At 66.3% G+C, this 15,723-nt stretch carries 13 protein-coding genes and 1 pseudogene; 10 read left to right on the forward strand and 4 right to left on the reverse strand.

Annotation, left to right across the window (positions count from 1 at the left end; all coding sequences use genetic code 11):
* Positions 1–19: 19 nt before the first annotated feature.
* Both AADZ90_RS01370 and AADZ90_RS01375 read right to left on the reverse strand, forming a co-directional pair.
* On the reverse strand, positions 20–2,263 hold the full coding sequence (locus AADZ90_RS01370) for a PIG-L family deacetylase (RefSeq protein WP_367309549.1): 2,244 nt from the start codon (positions 2,261–2,263) through the stop codon (positions 20–22).
* 6 nt (positions 2,264–2,269) lie between these two features.
* Positions 2,270–3,445 (reverse strand): ROK family transcriptional regulator, encoded by a 1,176-nt coding sequence (locus tag AADZ90_RS01375; protein ID WP_367309548.1) that lies wholly within the window; start codon positions 3,443–3,445, stop codon positions 2,270–2,272.
* Positions 3,446–3,559: 114 nt separating this feature from the next.
* Here AADZ90_RS01375 and AADZ90_RS01380 point away from each other — a divergent pair, with 114 nt between their 5' ends.
* From AADZ90_RS01380 to AADZ90_RS01420, 9 genes are all read left to right on the forward strand, one after another.
* Positions 3,560–4,801, forward strand: a complete 1,242-nt coding sequence (locus AADZ90_RS01380; protein WP_367309547.1) for a sugar ABC transporter substrate-binding protein — start codon at positions 3,560–3,562, stop codon at positions 4,799–4,801.
* Positions 4,802–4,868: 67 nt separating this feature from the next.
* Positions 4,869–5,756 carry a carbohydrate ABC transporter permease gene (locus AADZ90_RS01385; protein WP_367309546.1) on the forward strand — a complete coding sequence of 296 codons (888 nt, stop codon included), beginning with the start codon at positions 4,869–4,871 and terminating at the stop codon, positions 5,754–5,756.
* A gap of 115 nt (positions 5,757–5,871) precedes the next feature.
* A complete protein-coding gene (locus tag AADZ90_RS01390) occupies positions 5,872–6,654 on the forward strand; it encodes a carbohydrate ABC transporter permease (RefSeq protein WP_367309580.1) in 783 nt (260 codons plus the stop codon).
* Complete coding sequence (locus AADZ90_RS01395) at positions 6,651–7,181, forward strand: VOC family protein (RefSeq protein ID WP_367309545.1); 531 nt, start codon at positions 6,651–6,653, stop codon at positions 7,179–7,181. Before AADZ90_RS01390 ends, AADZ90_RS01395 begins: the two co-directional genes overlap by 4 nt.
* Complete coding sequence (gene argH / locus AADZ90_RS01400) at positions 7,178–8,659, forward strand: argininosuccinate lyase (protein WP_367309544.1); 1,482 nt, start codon at positions 7,178–7,180, stop codon at positions 8,657–8,659. The genes AADZ90_RS01395 and argH overlap by 4 nt, the downstream gene beginning before the upstream one ends.
* A complete protein-coding gene (locus tag AADZ90_RS01405; protein WP_367309543.1) occupies positions 8,660–9,721 on the forward strand; it encodes an ABC transporter ATP-binding protein in 1,062 nt (353 codons plus the stop codon).
* The gene (locus AADZ90_RS01410; protein WP_367309542.1) at positions 9,718–10,602 is read left to right on the forward strand and encodes a carbohydrate kinase family protein; all 885 of its coding nucleotides are present in this window, start codon (positions 9,718–9,720) and stop codon (positions 10,600–10,602) included. The genes AADZ90_RS01405 and AADZ90_RS01410 overlap by 4 nt, the downstream gene beginning before the upstream one ends.
* Positions 10,599–11,126: a hypothetical protein gene (locus AADZ90_RS01415; protein ID WP_367309541.1), complete on the forward strand. Its 528-nt coding sequence runs from the start codon at positions 10,599–10,601 to the stop codon at positions 11,124–11,126. The genes AADZ90_RS01410 and AADZ90_RS01415 overlap by 4 nt, the downstream gene beginning before the upstream one ends.
* Positions 11,123–12,079: an SIS domain-containing protein gene (locus tag AADZ90_RS01420; protein ID WP_367309540.1), complete on the forward strand. Its 957-nt coding sequence runs from the start codon at positions 11,123–11,125 to the stop codon at positions 12,077–12,079. The genes AADZ90_RS01415 and AADZ90_RS01420 overlap by 4 nt, the downstream gene beginning before the upstream one ends.
* A 62-nt stretch (positions 12,080–12,141) precedes the next feature.
* On the opposite strand, the pseudogene AADZ90_RS01425 reads toward AADZ90_RS01420, so the two are convergent.
* A pseudogene (locus tag AADZ90_RS01425) lies at positions 12,142–12,273 on the reverse strand (IS3 family transposase); the annotation flags it as partial.
* A gap of 438 nt (positions 12,274–12,711) precedes the next feature.
* Here AADZ90_RS01425 and AADZ90_RS01430 point away from each other — a divergent pair.
* A complete protein-coding gene (locus AADZ90_RS01430; protein ID WP_367309538.1) occupies positions 12,712–14,103 on the forward strand; it encodes an MATE family efflux transporter in 1,392 nt (463 codons plus the stop codon).
* Between the two features lie 36 nt (positions 14,104–14,139).
* On the opposite strand, the gene AADZ90_RS01435 is transcribed toward AADZ90_RS01430, so the two are convergent.
* On the reverse strand, positions 14,140–15,681 hold the full coding sequence (locus AADZ90_RS01435; RefSeq protein WP_367309537.1) for an ankyrin repeat domain-containing protein: 1,542 nt from the start codon (positions 15,679–15,681) through the stop codon (positions 14,140–14,142).
* Between the last annotated feature and the right edge of the window lie 42 nt (positions 15,682–15,723).

The following is a 15,723-nucleotide window of genomic DNA, read 5'->3' on the forward strand; positions in this document are numbered from 1 at the left end:
CTCCGACCGTGGCGGGGCCTCAGCGCCTTGGGTCACAGAGGTTGGCAAGCAGGCGGAAGGCGCCCGGCACGAGATGCTCCATCTGATGGTGCAGGATCAGGGCGCAGTGGCTGTGGCGCCCCCGCCCGATCTCACCGGACAGGAGCGCGCCGTGCAGCGGCGCCTCGCCGGGGTCCAACATGGACAGAAGCGGCTGATAGGCGTCATCCCAGCGGGCGGCGAAATAGAGCCCCCTCTCCTTGTGCCACCCTGCCCAATCCGCCGGCCCGATCGGGTTCGGGCTTATAAGGACCGGATGATCTGGGGCACGGTGCGTAATCTCGGCCGCCTCGTCCGTGACACGCCAGCGAAGGGAAGGCTGCCCGATCTCGATCGGCGCGGGCATGGCCGCCGGATCCCAATTGTCCCACGGACGATGGTAGAGGGTCAGAAGCGTGCCGCCATGCCGCACCCAGTCGGCGATGGCCGGCATCCGCGCGGCAAGGCCCGGGCGGAACCGCAAGGCGAAGATGCCGACGACAAGGGTATCGATCCCAGGCAGGCCGGCATCGATATCAGAGACATCAACCTCGGCGACGTCCGCGCCGATACGACCCAGCCAATGGGCAATCCGGTCGTGACCTGCGTCGATCACGCCGATCCTCGCCTCAGGCAGGGCCACGTCGAGAGCGGCAAAGCGCAGAATTGCGGGCATCGCCAGGGTGCGGGGCGCGGTATGCGGTGCTTCGATCTTCGCCACGCTCAGGGCAGGCGCGCCATTGAGAGTGACGGACAGGGTGTGGCGACTGACAGACGCGTCCTCGGGAAGGGTCAGAGTGCCATCCGAATGGATCCACCCAGGCGGCAGGTCAAGTGCCGCGCCATCGGGGCGGAGCGCGACCGGCGCCGATCGCCCCCGCGCGGCAAGGTTGATCACCTGAGCAGACGGCTCGACCAAGACCCCGGCGGGAAGGATTGCAGGCGTCAGATCGAGAGGAAGGTGGACCGCGATGGACTGGTCGGCGATCCGCGCGCTTGCCGCAATGGCCGGGCGTGGGGGATCGAGCGGATCGTAGTTCATCGGATAGGGCGGCGGAACGTGGCCCGCATCCGGGGTGTCTCCGGTCCACCCCTCGGGCGGCAGAATGCCGACCTTCAGATCCTCAGCCGCTCCGGTATGGGTTTCAAGCGTAATGCCCGCGCTCTCACCAGGTTTCGCGAAAGCGACTTCGGCAACCCCGCGCGCCTCCGCCCCGGAGGCGAGCCAAAGAACACGGGCCAACTGCGCGCGCTTGCGGATCACCCGGTGGGCATCGGGACCAACCGGCGCGTCAGGCAGCCGGGACAGAGCTTCGGCAGCATGGCGCGCAACCGCAGCGCCATCGGGGAAAGCCGCAATGGCCGCCTCGATCGCGGCCTGCGCAGCGGCGTGATCCAGATCGGACAGGTCCAAGGGCAGACCGTCCATCACCGTCTCTTCAGCCGCGCCACCGACAAGATGCAAAGGAAAGTTCCGCTCCTTCGACGGCCAGTGTCCCATGCCCTGCGTGCGGTGCATCGCGCGGGAATGCTGACCCATGCGCCCCCAGGTCCAACCGGTCACGGGATCGCGGCCTTTGCCCTGAACGGTCACCGTGGCGGGCGGCGGCGGCAAATCATCGTCATAGGCCGTGCCCGCCCCGGACCAGGCCGGCAGGTAAAGCTTCGCGATCTGCCAAGGCTCCGTCCCCTCGACCTCGAAGGCCGCATCTGCGGCGCGCGCCATCACCTCGTGCGCGATCAGCGTCATCGCGCGGTGATGCCCGTGCTGGCCCGGCACGTCGAGGAAGGTTGGGCACAGGATGTCGGGCCGGGCCTGCCTCACGGCGCGAACGAACGTCCGCAAGGTATGATCCCGCCCCCAGCGGCCCAGCGTCTCTTCCCCCGACTTGGAGAAGCCGAAATCGGCCATCGGATCCTCCGGACCCGTTCCCATCCACCAGAGCCGCATGTCGAGGCGCTCGGCGGCGCGCTCCATCTCGGCCGTGCGAAGCGCGCCCAGGGCGGGACCCGCCTCGCGTCCGATATCGTTCTGGCCGCCTTCCCCGCGGGTGGAGCAGACATAGGCGATGTCGATCCCATCCCGAAAGCGAAGCGCCGCGAGCATAGAGGAGATCTCATCATCGGGGTGCGCCCCCGATTGCAGGAAAAGGACCGGGGTCTTCAAGGCCGTCAACGCCTGCCAAAGGGCGACGATGCGCGGTGTGGCGCGGTCGGTTTCCAGCCGGGTTTGGTCGGGGGTCATGGGTCCTCAGGCGGCAAGGGCAGGCGTGAAGGATTGCGCCAGGACCAGCGCGGCCCCGCCGCGAGCCGCCGCCATGCGGGAACAGGTCCCGATGCGGAGCGGCGCTTGAGCGCCATCAGCGCGCCGGGAAACGGTGCGCGGCAGCGGCGTTGCGACGACAAGGTCACGCAAGAGTGCCTCCGGCATCGCCCCGCAAAGGACCGTCGCGCGCGGGTCGAGGAGGTTTTCGATCACAGCCAGCGCCTGCGAAAGAGCAGAGGCCGCCTCTGCCATCCATGTCTGCAGGGCGGGGGCGCCACTTTCGTGCAGGCGCGCAATCTCCTGGATCTCGGAGGCGCCGATCCCATGCCCGGCCAGATGGCGTTCCAGCGCGGCGCGCGAAAGGACCGATTCCAGCGGCGCGAGACCGCCATCGGTCTTCACCGGCAATTGCCCGATCTCTCCCGCATTGCCATAGGCACCGGCCACGATGCGGCCGTCCTGAACGATACCAAGCCCGAGGCCCGTGCCGAAATAGAGGCAGGCGAAGCTGTCCATTCCCTCTGCGGCAAGCGCGATCCGCTCGGCCATCGCTGCGGCATTGGCGTCATTCTCCACAATGACTGGCAGATCCAACACGTCAGACAGCAGGGTTGCCGGGTCCGTCTCTTTCCAGCCCGGCAGATCAGTGGCCCGCCCGGACAGCTCTGTCTTGCCGAAAGGCCCTGGCATCACGATACCCGCACCCAACAACCGATCCTTTGCCTTGGGCACCTTGGACAGGGCCGCATCGCGCAAGCCGGGAAGGATCGCCGCGACGCTTTCCGGGTCCGCGCAGGACAGAGGCTGACGCTCCTGCCACACGAGCTCCCCGGACAGATCGAGCAAGGCAACAAGGATCGCGGCCGGGCGCAGTTCGATCCCAAGGGCATAACCGCCACTCGGATTGACCACATATTGCGTCGCCGGAAGCCCTCGTCGCCCCCTCGCGGCCCCTGCCGCAAGCAAAAGTCCGTCTTTCTCAAGCTCGGCGATGATGTTGCTGACGGCCTGTGTCGTCAGCCCCGACCGCCGCGCGATCTCGGCCCGTCCAAGCGCGCCGCGCGCATGAAGCTGGCCAAGCACCATCTGCCTGTTGTGGTCCCGCGACCGGGTCGCGTTGGCCCCACGCAAAGCAGGGCGTTGGAGAAGGCGGTGGCTCATAAAGCGGCATTAACTCAACAAACTTGATTACTCAAGAAAATTGAGTTTAAGCTTGCCGAGGACCGTCAGAGACGACAAGGGGCGGCATAACACGGGGAGACTATGATGCTCAGAATGAGGTTGGCTGCCCTCGCGGCGGCAGGGTCGCTGATGGCGGGTGCCGCGGCAGCGGAAACGGTTGAGATCGAATACTGGCAGTACTTCTTCGAGGCGCGCGTCGACGCGATGGAGGTGCTGATCGAGAATTTCGAGGCGGCGAACCCCGACATCACGGTCACCATGACCCATTTCCCCTATGCCGACTACCGCACCAAAGTCGCCGCCGCGATCCCGGCGGGCGAAGGGCCGGACGTCGTCCAGCTCTTCTACGGCTGGCTCAACGACTATATCGAGGCCGACCTGATCCAGCCCCTGCCGCAAGAGAATTTCGACGCGGCCACCATCGATGCCGAATTCTTCCCGATGGTCGGCGCGATGAAGCGTGACGGGCAGTATTACGCCCTGCCGACGGCGGTGCGCAGCCTCGCGCTGTTCTATAACGAACGCCTGTTCGAAGAGGCCGGGCTCGATGGCCCGCCAGAGACGCTGGACGAACTGGTCGAACACGCCAAGGCGCTGACCAAGCGCGACGGGGCAGGCAACATCACCCAGGTCGGGATCACCACCGGCATGACCGCGCAGGACCACCACTGGTTTCGCGAGGTGCTGGTGCGCCAGTTCGGCGGCGAGCCCTATACCGACGACTATCAGACGGTGAACTGGAATTCCGACGCCGGGAAGGCCGCCCTGGAATTCTATGCCGGGCTCGAAAAGGAACACGGCGTCACCGCGTCCAACTTCATGGACGAACCGCAGGCCGCCTTCAAAGCCCAGCGGGCAGGGATGCATATCGACGGCAGCTTCCGCATCGGCGCGCTCAACGACATTCGCGGTCTGCGCTACGGCGTGGCCGAACTGCCCGCGGGGCCGAACGGGACGCGCTCGAACTACTCCTCCTACTGGGTGAACGCGATCACCACCAAGGCCGAGGATGCGCGCTACGAGGCGGCCGTGAAGTTCATGGAATACCTCGTGTCGGACGAGGCGATGCAGATCTGGCTCGACACGGTGGGAGAGCTGCCTGCCAAACCCTCCGTCGGCATGACCGAGGAGAACGCGAACGATCCCGTCTTCGGGCCGTTCATCCGCGGGCTCGACTATGCTCATACGACCAAGTTCGCCGATGAAAGCGCACAGCGGCAGGTGCTGGTCGACATGGTCGAACGCGTGGATATCGAAGGGCAGGACATGACCGAAAGCCTGACCCAGGCGGCCGAGGCCGAACAGGCGATCCTCGACGAATACTACACCGACTAACGCCTTCGGCGCGGCCCCGACCGGCCGCGCCACCTCACCCGCCGATGGCCTCCGGAAAGGCGTGCCGATGTTTTCGAATCTGACCATCCGGCAAAAGCAGATCGCCTGGGCCTGGGCCTTTCTGGCGGTGCCGGTGCTCTTCTACGTCGTCATCCGCTTCTACCCGACCGGCAACGCCTTCGTGATCTCGTTTGAGGAGTGGAACCTGCTCGGCTCCCGCACCTGGACCGGCCTCGAGAACTACCAGAAGCTCTGGAACGATCCGGTCTTCTGGAAGGTCTTCGTCAACACCTTCCAGTACCTCCTGATCGGGACCCCGCTCAGCCTCATCATCTCTTTCATCATTGCCTACCATCTCGACCGCGTGCGGCTGATGCACGGCTTTCTGAGGATGCTCTACTTCCTGCCCTTCATGACCAGCGCGGTTGCCATGGCCTGGGTCTGGCGCTGGTTCTACCAGCCGGTTCCGACGGGCCTCTTCAACAACCTGCTCGCCAGCGTCGGCATCCCGCAGATCGAGTTCTTGAATTCGACCACCAACGCGCTGCCCGCCGTTCTGGCCCCAGCGGTGTGGGCGGGCCTTGGCTTTCAGGTCATTATCTTCATGGCAGGCCTCCGGGCGATCCCGACCTCCTACTACGAGGCCGCGCGGATCGACGGCGTCGGCTGGTGGACCCAGCTGACCCAGATCACCCTGCCGCTCCTCAGGCCCACCATCGTCTTCATCGTCGTCTTCTCCTCCATCGGCTTCCTCAGGATCTTCGACCACGTCTTCAACATGACGACGAACAATCCCGGCGGGCCGCTCAATGCGACGAAACCGCTGGTCCTCATGATCTACGAGACGGCATTCTCCAGCTTCGATATGGGCTACGCGGCCGCGCAAACGGTCGTCCTGTTCCTCATCCTCCTCGTGGTCAGCCTCATCCAGCTTCGCCTTCTGAGGAGCGACTGAGATGGCGGATGCAACGCTCACCAACGTCCCCGAGGCGGCCAAGCCCTCCTCTTCCGCCCTCTTCGCCAGGCCAACCGGCCGCGGCCCGCGCGATAACGCCGCCGTGATCCGCTGGATGCTGCTGTTTCTCGGCGGGATCCTGATGGTGATGCCCATCGTCTACATGATCTCGACCTCGCTGAAATGGCCGCACGAGGTCTACAACGTCAATCTGATCCCCGAAGAACCGACGCTCGAAAACTACACCTACGTGCTCGAGGATGGGCGCTTCTACGGCTGGTTCGTCAACTCGCTCATCATCGCGATCATCACCACGATCTCGAACCTCTTCTTCGACAGCCTCGTCGGCTACACCCTCTGCAAGTTCAGGTTCCCCGGCCGCCAGATCGTCTTCATCGCGATCCTCTCGACCCTGATGATCCCGACCGAGATGCTGGTGATCCCCTGGTATCTGATGAGCCAGAGCTTCGGCTGGCTCGACACCTACTGGGGCATCATGTTCCCCGGCCTGATGACGGCCTTCGGCGTCTTCCTGATGAAGCAGTTCTTCGAAAGCGTGCCCGACGATTTTATCGAGGCGGCGCGGATCGACGGCCTGAACGAATTCCAGATCTGGTGGACCGTCGCCATGCCGCTCGTCCGCCCCGCGCTGGCGGCGCTCGCCATCTTCGTCTTCCTCGGCAACTGGACGGCCTTCCTCTGGCCGCTGATCGTGACCAACTCGGTCGAGCTTTACACGCTCCCCGTCGGCCTCTCGGGCTTCGGTGACGAAGCGGATGTCGCGTGGGAGCTGATCATGACCGGCGCCGCGATCTCGACCATTCCGACGCTGATCGTCTTCCTGATCTTCCAGCGCTTCATCATCCGCGGGGTTGTGATGGCAGGGCTCAAGGGATGAACGATCAGACGGTCAGACCCTGCCGCACCGACTTCCTGCGCGATTGGGAGGAAGCCCGCCCCACCCTCTCCCCGATTGGACGGACCATGCCGCTGATTTCCACAGACCGCCTCGATCATGTTCACCTCTATGTCCTCGATCGTCCTGCCGCCATTGCATGGTACCGGCGGGTTCTCGGACTGAAGGTCTATGGCGAAGGGCACGATGACGTCCCGACGGAACACCCGGTCTTCCTCGCCCCCGCGACGGGCGGCCCGCATTGCGTGTCCCTCTTCGTCGGGGACCGCCCGGATGGCGGCGACCGGACCGTCGCCTTCCACGCCGCTGGCCGGATCTTCCTGACATTCGCGGGTGCGCTTCCCGATGACGATCTGAAGGCCCGCGATGGCACGCCGCTTACCATCGGCCACCACCACGATTACGGGCAGGCCATCACCTTCAACTTCCTCGACCCCGCAGGCAACCATCTTGAGCTTGTCACATATGATGCCGATGAGGCGCGCAGAGGGCTTCAGGCACTCTCATGACCGACCGCTCCGTCTTTCCCGATCCGGTCTACCGCGACACCGTGCTCGCCCCGCTTTTCGAAGGGGTGAAGGCCAACTTCGCCAGCCATATGGACGCCGTTGACCGGGCGCATCTTGTCATGCTGGCCGAGACGGGGATCCTGCCCCGCGACGATGCCGCCCAGATCGCGGGCGCCCTGCACGCCATCGGAACAGAGATGGACCCGACGAAGCTCACCTATACCGGCGAGCATGAGGACTGGTTCTTTCTCGTCGAAGCCGAACTGCGCGCGCGGCTGGGCGAACTCGGCGGCGCCCTCCACACCGCGCGCTCCCGCAACGACATCGATCACACGGTCTTCAAAATGGCGCTCCGCGACCGCGTCTCCGCCTTCGAAGGTCTGATCCACGACCTTGCCGACACCATGCTCGCCAAGGCCCGGGCCGAGCGCGATACCCTGATCGTCGCCTACACCCACGGCCAGCCTGCGCAGCCCTCGACATACGGCCACTACCTGTCCGCCGCGCTAGAGGTCCTGCTGCGTGACACCAATCGCGTGGCCGAAGCCGCCGACCTCCTCGAACTCTCCCCCATGGGCGCCGCCGCGATCACGACCTCCGGCTTCCCCATCGATCGCGCCCGCGTGGCAGAGCTCCTCGGCTTCGAAAGACCGCTCCTCAATTCCTATGGCTGTATCGCCTCGGTCGATTACGTCACCGCGCTCTACTCGGCCATGAAGCTCGTCTTCGTCCACCTTGGCCGCGTCGTGCAGGACATGGCCTTCTGGTCCGCCTTCGAGGTCGGCCAACTGCGCCTGCCGAACGCGCTGGTCCAGGTCAGCTCCATCATGCCGCAAAAGCGCAACCCGGTCCCGATCGAGCATATGCGCCACCTCGCCAGCGTCGCGGCAGGGCGGTGCGACACCATCGTCGACGCCATGCGCAACACCCCCTTCACCGACATGAACGACAGCGAAGGCGAAGTGCAGCAGGCAGGTTATGCCGCCTTCGACAGCGGCGGCCGGATGCTGGCACTGATGGCCGCCGTGCTGGACGGCGCGCGGATCGACCCCGCCAAGGTCCGCCGCAACGCCGATGCCGCCTGCGTCACCATCACGGAACTGGCCGATACCCTCGTCCGGCAGGAAGGCCTGACCTTCCGCGCCGCGCACGAGATCGCCGCCACGACCGCGCGCGATGTCATCGCCCGTGGCGTGCCACTGGGAGAGGGCTTCGAGGCGTTCGCCACAGCGTTCACAAAACATGCCGGCCGCCCGCCCAAACTCGACGCCGAAGCCTTCGCCGACACCGTCTCGCCCGAGACCTTCGTCAAGCGCCGCGACCGCCCCGGCGGCCCCGCCCCCGCCGCCCTCGACGAAGCCTATGAGACCTACGCCGCCGACCTCGCCACCCTGCGCACCCGGACCGCCACCCGCACCGGCCGCCACGCCGCCGCCGCGCAGGCCCGCGCCACCGCCTTCGACGTCTTGAGAGGATAAATGGCCCATCTCGCCCTCAGAAACCTGACCAAGCGCTACGGCGAAACACAGGTGCTCCACGGCATCGACCTCGACATCGCCGACGGCGAATTCGTCGTCCTCGTCGGCCCGTCCGGCTGCGGCAAGTCCACCACGCTCCGCATGATCGCAGGCCTGGAGGAAATCAGCGCCGGTGACGTCTCGATCGGCGGGCGCGTGGTCAACAATCTCGAACCCAAGGACCGCGACATCGCGATGGTCTTCCAGAACTACGCGATCTACCCGCACATGACCGTCGCCAAGAATATCGGCTTCGGCCTGCGCGCCTCCAAGCTCCCCAAGGCCGACAAGGAAAAACGCATCGCCGAGGTGGCCGAGATCCTCGACATGACCCCGCTCCTTGCCCGCAAGCCCGCCCAGCTCTCGGGCGGCCAGCGGCAGCGGGTCGCCATCGGCCGCGCGATGGTCCGCGACCCGGCGGTCTTCCTCTTCGACGAACCGCTCTCGAACCTCGATGCGCAGCTCCGCACCCAGATGCGGCTCGAGATCAAGAAGCTGCACCAGAGCGTCGGCTCCACCATCGTCTTCGTCACCCACGATCAGGTCGAGGCGATGACGCTGGCCGACCGCATCGTCATCATGAAAGACGGTCACATCCAGCAGGTCGGCACCCCGGACGAAGTCTACCGCCAGCCCGCCAACACCTTCGTCGCGCAGTTCATCGGCGCCCCGTCGATGAACATGATCGAGGCCGAGGCGTCCGACATGGCCGCCAAGCTCCCCGGCGGCACCGACATCACTCTGCCGATCGCGACACGCGGCCCGGTCCTGCTCGGCGTCCGCCCCGATGACCTGCACCCCGTCGACGGCCCCGCCCTTGTCGAAGGGCGCGTCACCGTGCGCGAACCGCTCGGCCCCGACACGCTGATCTACGTCGAAACCGCGGCGGGCGAGATGGTGGCCAAAGCCGATGCCCGCAGACCCCCCGAAGTCGGATCGACCGTGCGGCTCGGCGCGGCACCTGATGACCTCCACGTCTTCGACAGGGCGTCCGGCAATGCCGTTTCAGGGGCCCCGGCATGAAGGACGCGACCGTCGTCCAGCCGCAAGGGGCGGTCCTTTGCGTCGGTCGGGTCTATTGCGATCTGATCTTCACCGGCGTGCCCTCCGACCCCGTCCCAGGGCGCGAGGTCTTTGCCAAGGGCCTCTCCCTTCACGCCGGCGGCGGTGCGGCCATCACCGCAGGCTGGCTCTCCGCCCTCGGGCGCCGGGCAGAGCTGTCGGCCTACCTGCCCGCCGCTCCGTTCGACGGGCCCGTGTTGCGCGACCTCGCCGCCGCCAGCGTCGGCACCGAGCTTTGCGCGAAATCGCGCTGCACCGAGCCGCAACTGACCGTCGCCATCGTCCGCGACGACGATCGGGCCTTCCTCACCCGCGCGCCCGGCCCCGCAGCCCCGATCCTGACGGGGACCGAACTCAGACGCTTCGGCGTCACGCATCTGCATATCGGAGAACTTCGAACCCTGATCGACCGCCCCGATCTGATCGACCTCGCGCGGCAGGCCGGCGCCACGCTCTCCTCCGATTGCGGATGGGACGATACGCTCGAGGCAAGCTGCGCGCCGCTGATCGCCGCGCTGGACGTCTTCATGCCGAACGAGGTCGAGGCCGCGCGGCTCGATACGCTCGGCCTGCCGCAATGTCCGGCCCCGCTCACCGTCGTCAAGCGCGGCCCGCTCGGGGCCGAGGTGCGGCAGAACGGCGGCCTGCTGGAAAAGACAGCCCCCGAGGTTCAGGTCGTCGACAGCACCGGCGCGGGCGACGCCTTCGCCGCCGGATTTCTCCTCCGCTGGCTTGACGGGGCGGGGGTCGAGGCCGCGCTTCAGAACGGCGTGCTCTGCGGGGCGCAGGCCGTCACCCAGCCGGGCGGTCTGTCGGCGCGGCCGGACCGGATGCCGGCATGACCGCGACGACGGATCTGGAAACCTTCGTCACCAAGGCCCGCGCGGCCGCCGCCGCCCCAGATGCCAAGGCGGCGACCCTGGCGCTGATGGCGCGCACCTTCGCCGATCCAGACGCCCTGGCAGCCGCGCTGCCCGAACCCGAAGGCGAGGTCTGCCTTTTCGAGGACGACACCGCCAGCATCTGGCACGAACGCTTCGAGCCCGACGCGGAACTGCCGCCGCACAACCACGGAATGCCTGCCTTTCTCGGCGTCTACAAAGGGCGCGAACGCAATCGCCTCTGGCACTTGGTCGACGGCATCGCCCGCCCGGGCGGCGCGCTCGACCTCACCTCTGGCCAGATCCACGCCTTCGGACCGGATGACGTCCACTCCGTCATCGCCCTTGACGGCGCGCCGAGCTTTGGCCTCCACATCTACCTCGGCCCGCTCAGGCGGATCGACCGGTCGCTCTACGACTGGGACACCGGGGCGCCGATCCCCATGACCGAAGCCGCTTTCCTGTCGATGGTGCGCCACCGATGACAAGCCTGATGGCGCAGGAGATCGCCCAGATCCCCGAGGTCTGCGACCGCCTGCTCTCAGGACCCGCGCATAACGCGATCGCCGCGGCTGCCGAGGCACTGCGCGCCACCGACCCCTCCCTGCTGGTGACGGTCGGCCGCGGCAGTTCGGACCATGCCGCGACCTACCTGTCCTATGTCTGCGGGATCCTGTCCGGCGTGGTCCCCGCGTCATACCCCCTGTCGCTGGCCTCGCTCCATGGGCAGCGCCCGCGGGCAAAGGGACAGGCCGCACTGGCCATCAGCCAATCCGGCCGCAGCCCGGATATCCTCGCGGCGGCCACCGCTCTGCGCGATGGCGGCGCTGCCCTGGTGGTCCTGACCAATGCCGCCAACAATCCCCTCGCGGACCTCTCCGACCTGACCATCGACGTCTCAGCCGGTCCGGAACGCGCCGTCGCAGCCACCAAAAGCTATGTCGCCTCGGTCTTTGCCGGGCTCAGGCTGATGGCGCTCTGGCACGACGCAAAGGACCTGCTTGACGCAACCACACGGGGGCCGGATGCCCTATCCGCCGCACTCGGAAGCAGATCGGCTGAGATGGTGGATGTCTTCAGTCGCACCGACCGCCTTCTGGTGCTGGGGCGCGGGCCGTCCCTGGGCATCGCACAGGAAATCGCCTTGAAGGCGATGGAGCTGTGCCAGATCACCGCCCTGGCCCTTAGCGGGGCCGAGGTGCGCCATGGCCCGATGCAGATGCTGAACGACGGATATCCCGTTCTCGACCTGCTGCGTGCCGGGCCGCTGCCGGGCTCCCAGACGTTCCATCCCCCTGCCAGCCAGGCGCTGCATCCCCTCATCGATCCGCTCCTCGACCTTGTGCCGGTCTACATCGCCTTGGAGGCCGCCGCACAGGCCCGAGGTCTCGACCCCGACGCCCCGACCCGCCTCCAGAAGGTCACGACGACTTTGTAGGCCCCGACCCGAGCAGGGGCCGACGCTCCAGGCTCGTTGCTACAGGACCTGCTCCGCCCGTGTCGCTCAACGCGCTTGCCGTTCACTTGCCAGCCTGCATCTCTCAACAAAGCCGCGATCCTGCTGAAAGCGTATCGTCCCGGTTTCCCTGCCAGCTCGATCGTCCCGGCGACCAGGCGTTCCTCATCAGATCGGCTTGTCCAGCGTCAGGTCCGACACCGCCTGTCCCATAAACATCGCAGAGGACCACTCAAATGGGCGAGGGTCAGGTACCGGATGTGGGTTATCGACTTCAGCGACGGCTACCGTCGTTCTATCTGCGCGGCATCCAAGACCGAAGGACGGCCACGATCGCGCTTGACGGAAAGCCCGTTCTGGTTACCGGCACTGGCGGCGGAACTCTGCGCCACGGTGATCATCGCAGGCCGCGACGTGGATGGAGGCCATAAGATCCGGCAATGCGCCCAGAAATAGCGCACCACCGTTCCAGCGGGACCGCTCCCGTCTCAATGGGGCACCGGTGAACCGGTAGAGGCCCCGCGCCGGGATCGCGCAGCTTGATCTCCAGACCGAATACCCGCGCTATGACACCATCCGCGATCAAGACGCATCGGCGAAGAGGCACAACTGACATGGCGGGATCAGAAGCGGTCTTCCTCAATGGCAATCTGATGCGCCACGTATCGGTGATGTCGTTCACGGCAAGCGTCGGGCTGATGGCCGTGTTCGCCGTCGATTTCGTCGACATGGTCTTCATCGGCATGCTCGGCAACGACGCTCTCGCCGCGGCGGTCGGCTATGCGGGCACGATCCTGTTCTTCACCAATTCGATCAATATCGGCCTGTCCATCGCGGCAGGCTCGCTCAGCGCCCGGGCGATCGGCGCCGGAGATACCGAAACCGCCCGTCGCGCAGCCACGACCGTCGCAACGCTGGGCGTCGCCATGGGCCTCGTCGTCCCGCTCCTGCTGCTCAACTTCCTTCCGGCCGTGCTCGGCTTTCTGGGTGCCGAGGGCGAAGTCGCCCGGCTGGCAACCCGCTATCTGACGATCATCCTGCCCACCATGCCTGTCATGGGCGTGGCGATGACGGCGATGGCGGTCTTGCGCGCCTATGGCGACGCGCGCCGGTCGATGATGGCGACGCTGATCGGGGGAACGGTGAATGCCGTTCTGGACCCCCTGTTCATCTTCGGCTTCGGGTTGGGGCTGGACGGGGCAGCGCTTGCAAGCGTCGTGGCCCGGGTCACGATCCTCGTCGCCGCGCTGGGCCCGGCATTGCGGTTTCACGACGGCTTCGCCCGCCCCGACTATGCGAGCTTTCGGGCCAATCTGGTGGCGGTGGCCGCGATCGCCGGGCCGGCCGTTCTCACCAGCATCGCCACGCCGGTCGGCAACGCCATCGTCACGCGCGAGATCGCGCGCTTCGGGACCGAGGCGGTGGCCGGGATGGCCGTGATCGGGCGTCTCATGCCGCTGGCCTTTGCGGTGATCTTTGCGCTGTCAGGTGCCATCGGGCCGATTGTCGGCCAGAACTTCGGCGCGGGCCGCTTCGACCGGGTGCGCGGGGCGTTCAACGCAGGCATCCTGTTCACCGCACTCTATGTTCTCGCCGCGGCGATGATCCTGTTTCTCCTGCGCGCCCCGATTGCGGATCTCTTCAGCGCGACCGGTGAGACCCGCACGCTGATCTATCTGTTCTGTGGCCCGCTTGCACTCGCGTCGTTCTTCAACGGTGTGATCTTCGTGGCCAATGCCAGCTTCAACAACCTCGGTCACCCGATCTATTCGACCTGGATCAACTGGGGCCGCCACACCCTCGGAACATGGCCGTTCGTCATTGCGGGGGCCAGCCTCTGGGGGGCTTCGGGCGTCTTGATCGGGCAGGCCATCGGCGGTGTTGTGTTCGCCGGATTGGCCTACCTCCTGGTCCTGCGCGTCTCGGCCTCGCTCAGCGCGCCTGCGCCGACGGATCCGTTCGTCCACCAAAGCCGCTTTCACAGCCTTTTCGGCCGGGGCCGGTAGCGCCACCCCCAAGCGGGGACGTTGCCCCGCCGCCCCTCATGCGACACCGCCATCGACGACCTGCCCCGGATGCTGCTCGGCCCAGTCCGACAGGAACTCCGAGATATCGTCTGCGCCAGCCAGTTCGATCGCCCGACGGGGCAGGGCCACGCCTTCATGCAGCGCCAGGCGAAGGCAACCGATGTAATCGCGCTCCTCCCGGTGCGGGCAGTTTTCCGACCCGTGAAGGATCGTGGACAAAAGCGTGCCGCCATAGCCGTTCACATGGGCCAGATCCGGCTTCAACGACAGGAAGTACGCCATCACCTCCGGAAGCCCCTCCCATCCGGCGACCTGAACCGGGGTAAGCCCCTCCGTATCCGGGCGGTCATACTCGACACCAATGGCGACAAGCCGTCGGACATGCTCCAGCTTGCCCGGAATGTGCAGGATCATCCGGATGATATTGCGGTAGGCCTCCGGAATCCTGTCCGGATCCACAAAGCGGGTCACCGGCGCGCCATCCGCGGCAGCCGCCAGAAGGGCCTCGACCTCGCTCAGCGTCGTGTCGGCGCCGCGTTCCTCAAGCCGGCGGGCCAGTCCGGCATTCCCGAAGACGCGTGCATAGGCATAGGGCGTCGTGCCCTCGAAGCGGCGGTTCAGATCCGCTCCGCTCTCCAGGATCAGGTCGACCATGTCCGGTCTGGCCATCCGCCGCGCCGCCTGATGCAGGGCCGGCACGACCCAGGGCGCTTCGCCCCCCACATGCGTGCCGTCGAACTCGTCCACCTGCGCGCCATGATCCAGCAGCATCCGGACCGCTGCCGTGTCGTGGAAATCCATCGCGCGCAACAGCGCATTCGTCCCCCTCGGCTCGGCCCCGTGGGCCAGCAGCATCCGCAGACCCTCGTGATGGCCAAGCTCTGTCGCGTGATAGAGGCTCTCCCCGTCATTCGGGTTCGCGCCGTTCTCAAGCAACCATCGACCAAGCGTCATGTTGTTCGCGTGCCCGATCGCGAAATAGAGCGGTGAAAGCGTGTAGTCATCGCCGTCATAGATCGGCGCGCCAAGATCCAGGTCGGCACCACCGGCCAGAAGGTCGCGCGCGATATCCAGCATGTCATCCGCCAGGTCCGGCGCATGATGGATCCATTTCGACCGTGCCAGGATCGTCAAAGGCGGCGCCACATCGCCGATCCGTCGCGTCGCCAGGTCCGGGTGCTCGCCCAGGAACTCCATCACCCGCGCCTTTCGATAAAGGCCCAGACACAGCCCGAAATCGCCGTCGGCAAGGTCTGGCGCATCACCCAGCAACTGATCCGCGACACTGAACTGACCGTGATAGACGGCCACCTTCAGGCGCTGACGCTTGGCCGCCTTGTCCATGCCAAGCAGATCGGCGGCCAGCTTGAGCGCGGGCCAGGAGGGAAAGCTGTTCTCCCGCGCGATCACATGCAGATAATCCGCATGTTTGAAAGCGGCCCCCTCGGGCCGGGGCGGATAGTTTGCGATGCGCTGGCGGGCACGCAGCTCGCCCGCCTCATACGCTTTGCGAAGCGCCTTGGCGTCACGGCGCAATTGTTCCAGGGATTTTGTCATCGGTGTTCTCACTTCTGGCTCGACGGTCCGCTGGGTTCGAGC

Source organism: Aestuariibius violaceus (genome assembly GCF_040779325.2).
GTDB classification, from domain to species: domain Bacteria; phylum Pseudomonadota; class Alphaproteobacteria; order Rhodobacterales; family Rhodobacteraceae; genus Aestuariibius; species Aestuariibius violaceus.

Bases quoted from the DNA above. Each gene is read 5' to 3' on its own strand.
- AADZ90_RS01370 (WP_367309549.1), bottom strand. From the start codon at position 2,263: ATGACCCCCGACCAAACCCGGCTGGAAACCGACCGCGCCACACCGCGC.
- AADZ90_RS01375 (WP_367309548.1), bottom strand. From the start codon at position 3,445: ATGAGCCACCGCCTTCTCCAACGCCCTGCTTTGCGTGGGGCCAACGCG.
- AADZ90_RS01380 (WP_367309547.1), top strand. From the start codon at position 3,560: ATGAGGTTGGCTGCCCTCGCGGCGGCAGGGTCGCTGATGGCGGGTGCC.
- AADZ90_RS01385 (WP_367309546.1), top strand. From the start codon at position 4,869: ATGTTTTCGAATCTGACCATCCGGCAAAAGCAGATCGCCTGGGCCTGG.
- AADZ90_RS01390 (WP_367309580.1), top strand. From the start codon at position 5,872: ATGCTGCTGTTTCTCGGCGGGATCCTGATGGTGATGCCCATCGTCTAC.
- AADZ90_RS01395 (WP_367309545.1), top strand. From the start codon at position 6,651: ATGAACGATCAGACGGTCAGACCCTGCCGCACCGACTTCCTGCGCGAT.
- argH (WP_367309544.1), top strand. From the start codon at position 7,178: ATGACCGACCGCTCCGTCTTTCCCGATCCGGTCTACCGCGACACCGTG.
- AADZ90_RS01405 (WP_367309543.1), top strand. From the start codon at position 8,660: ATGGCCCATCTCGCCCTCAGAAACCTGACCAAGCGCTACGGCGAAACA.
- AADZ90_RS01410 (WP_367309542.1), top strand. From the start codon at position 9,718: ATGAAGGACGCGACCGTCGTCCAGCCGCAAGGGGCGGTCCTTTGCGTC.
- AADZ90_RS01415 (WP_367309541.1), top strand. From the start codon at position 10,599: ATGACCGCGACGACGGATCTGGAAACCTTCGTCACCAAGGCCCGCGCG.
- AADZ90_RS01420 (WP_367309540.1), top strand. From the start codon at position 11,123: ATGACAAGCCTGATGGCGCAGGAGATCGCCCAGATCCCCGAGGTCTGC.
- AADZ90_RS01430 (WP_367309538.1), top strand. From the start codon at position 12,712: ATGGCGGGATCAGAAGCGGTCTTCCTCAATGGCAATCTGATGCGCCAC.
- AADZ90_RS01435 (WP_367309537.1), bottom strand. From the start codon at position 15,681: ATGACAAAATCCCTGGAACAATTGCGCCGTGACGCCAAGGCGCTTCGC.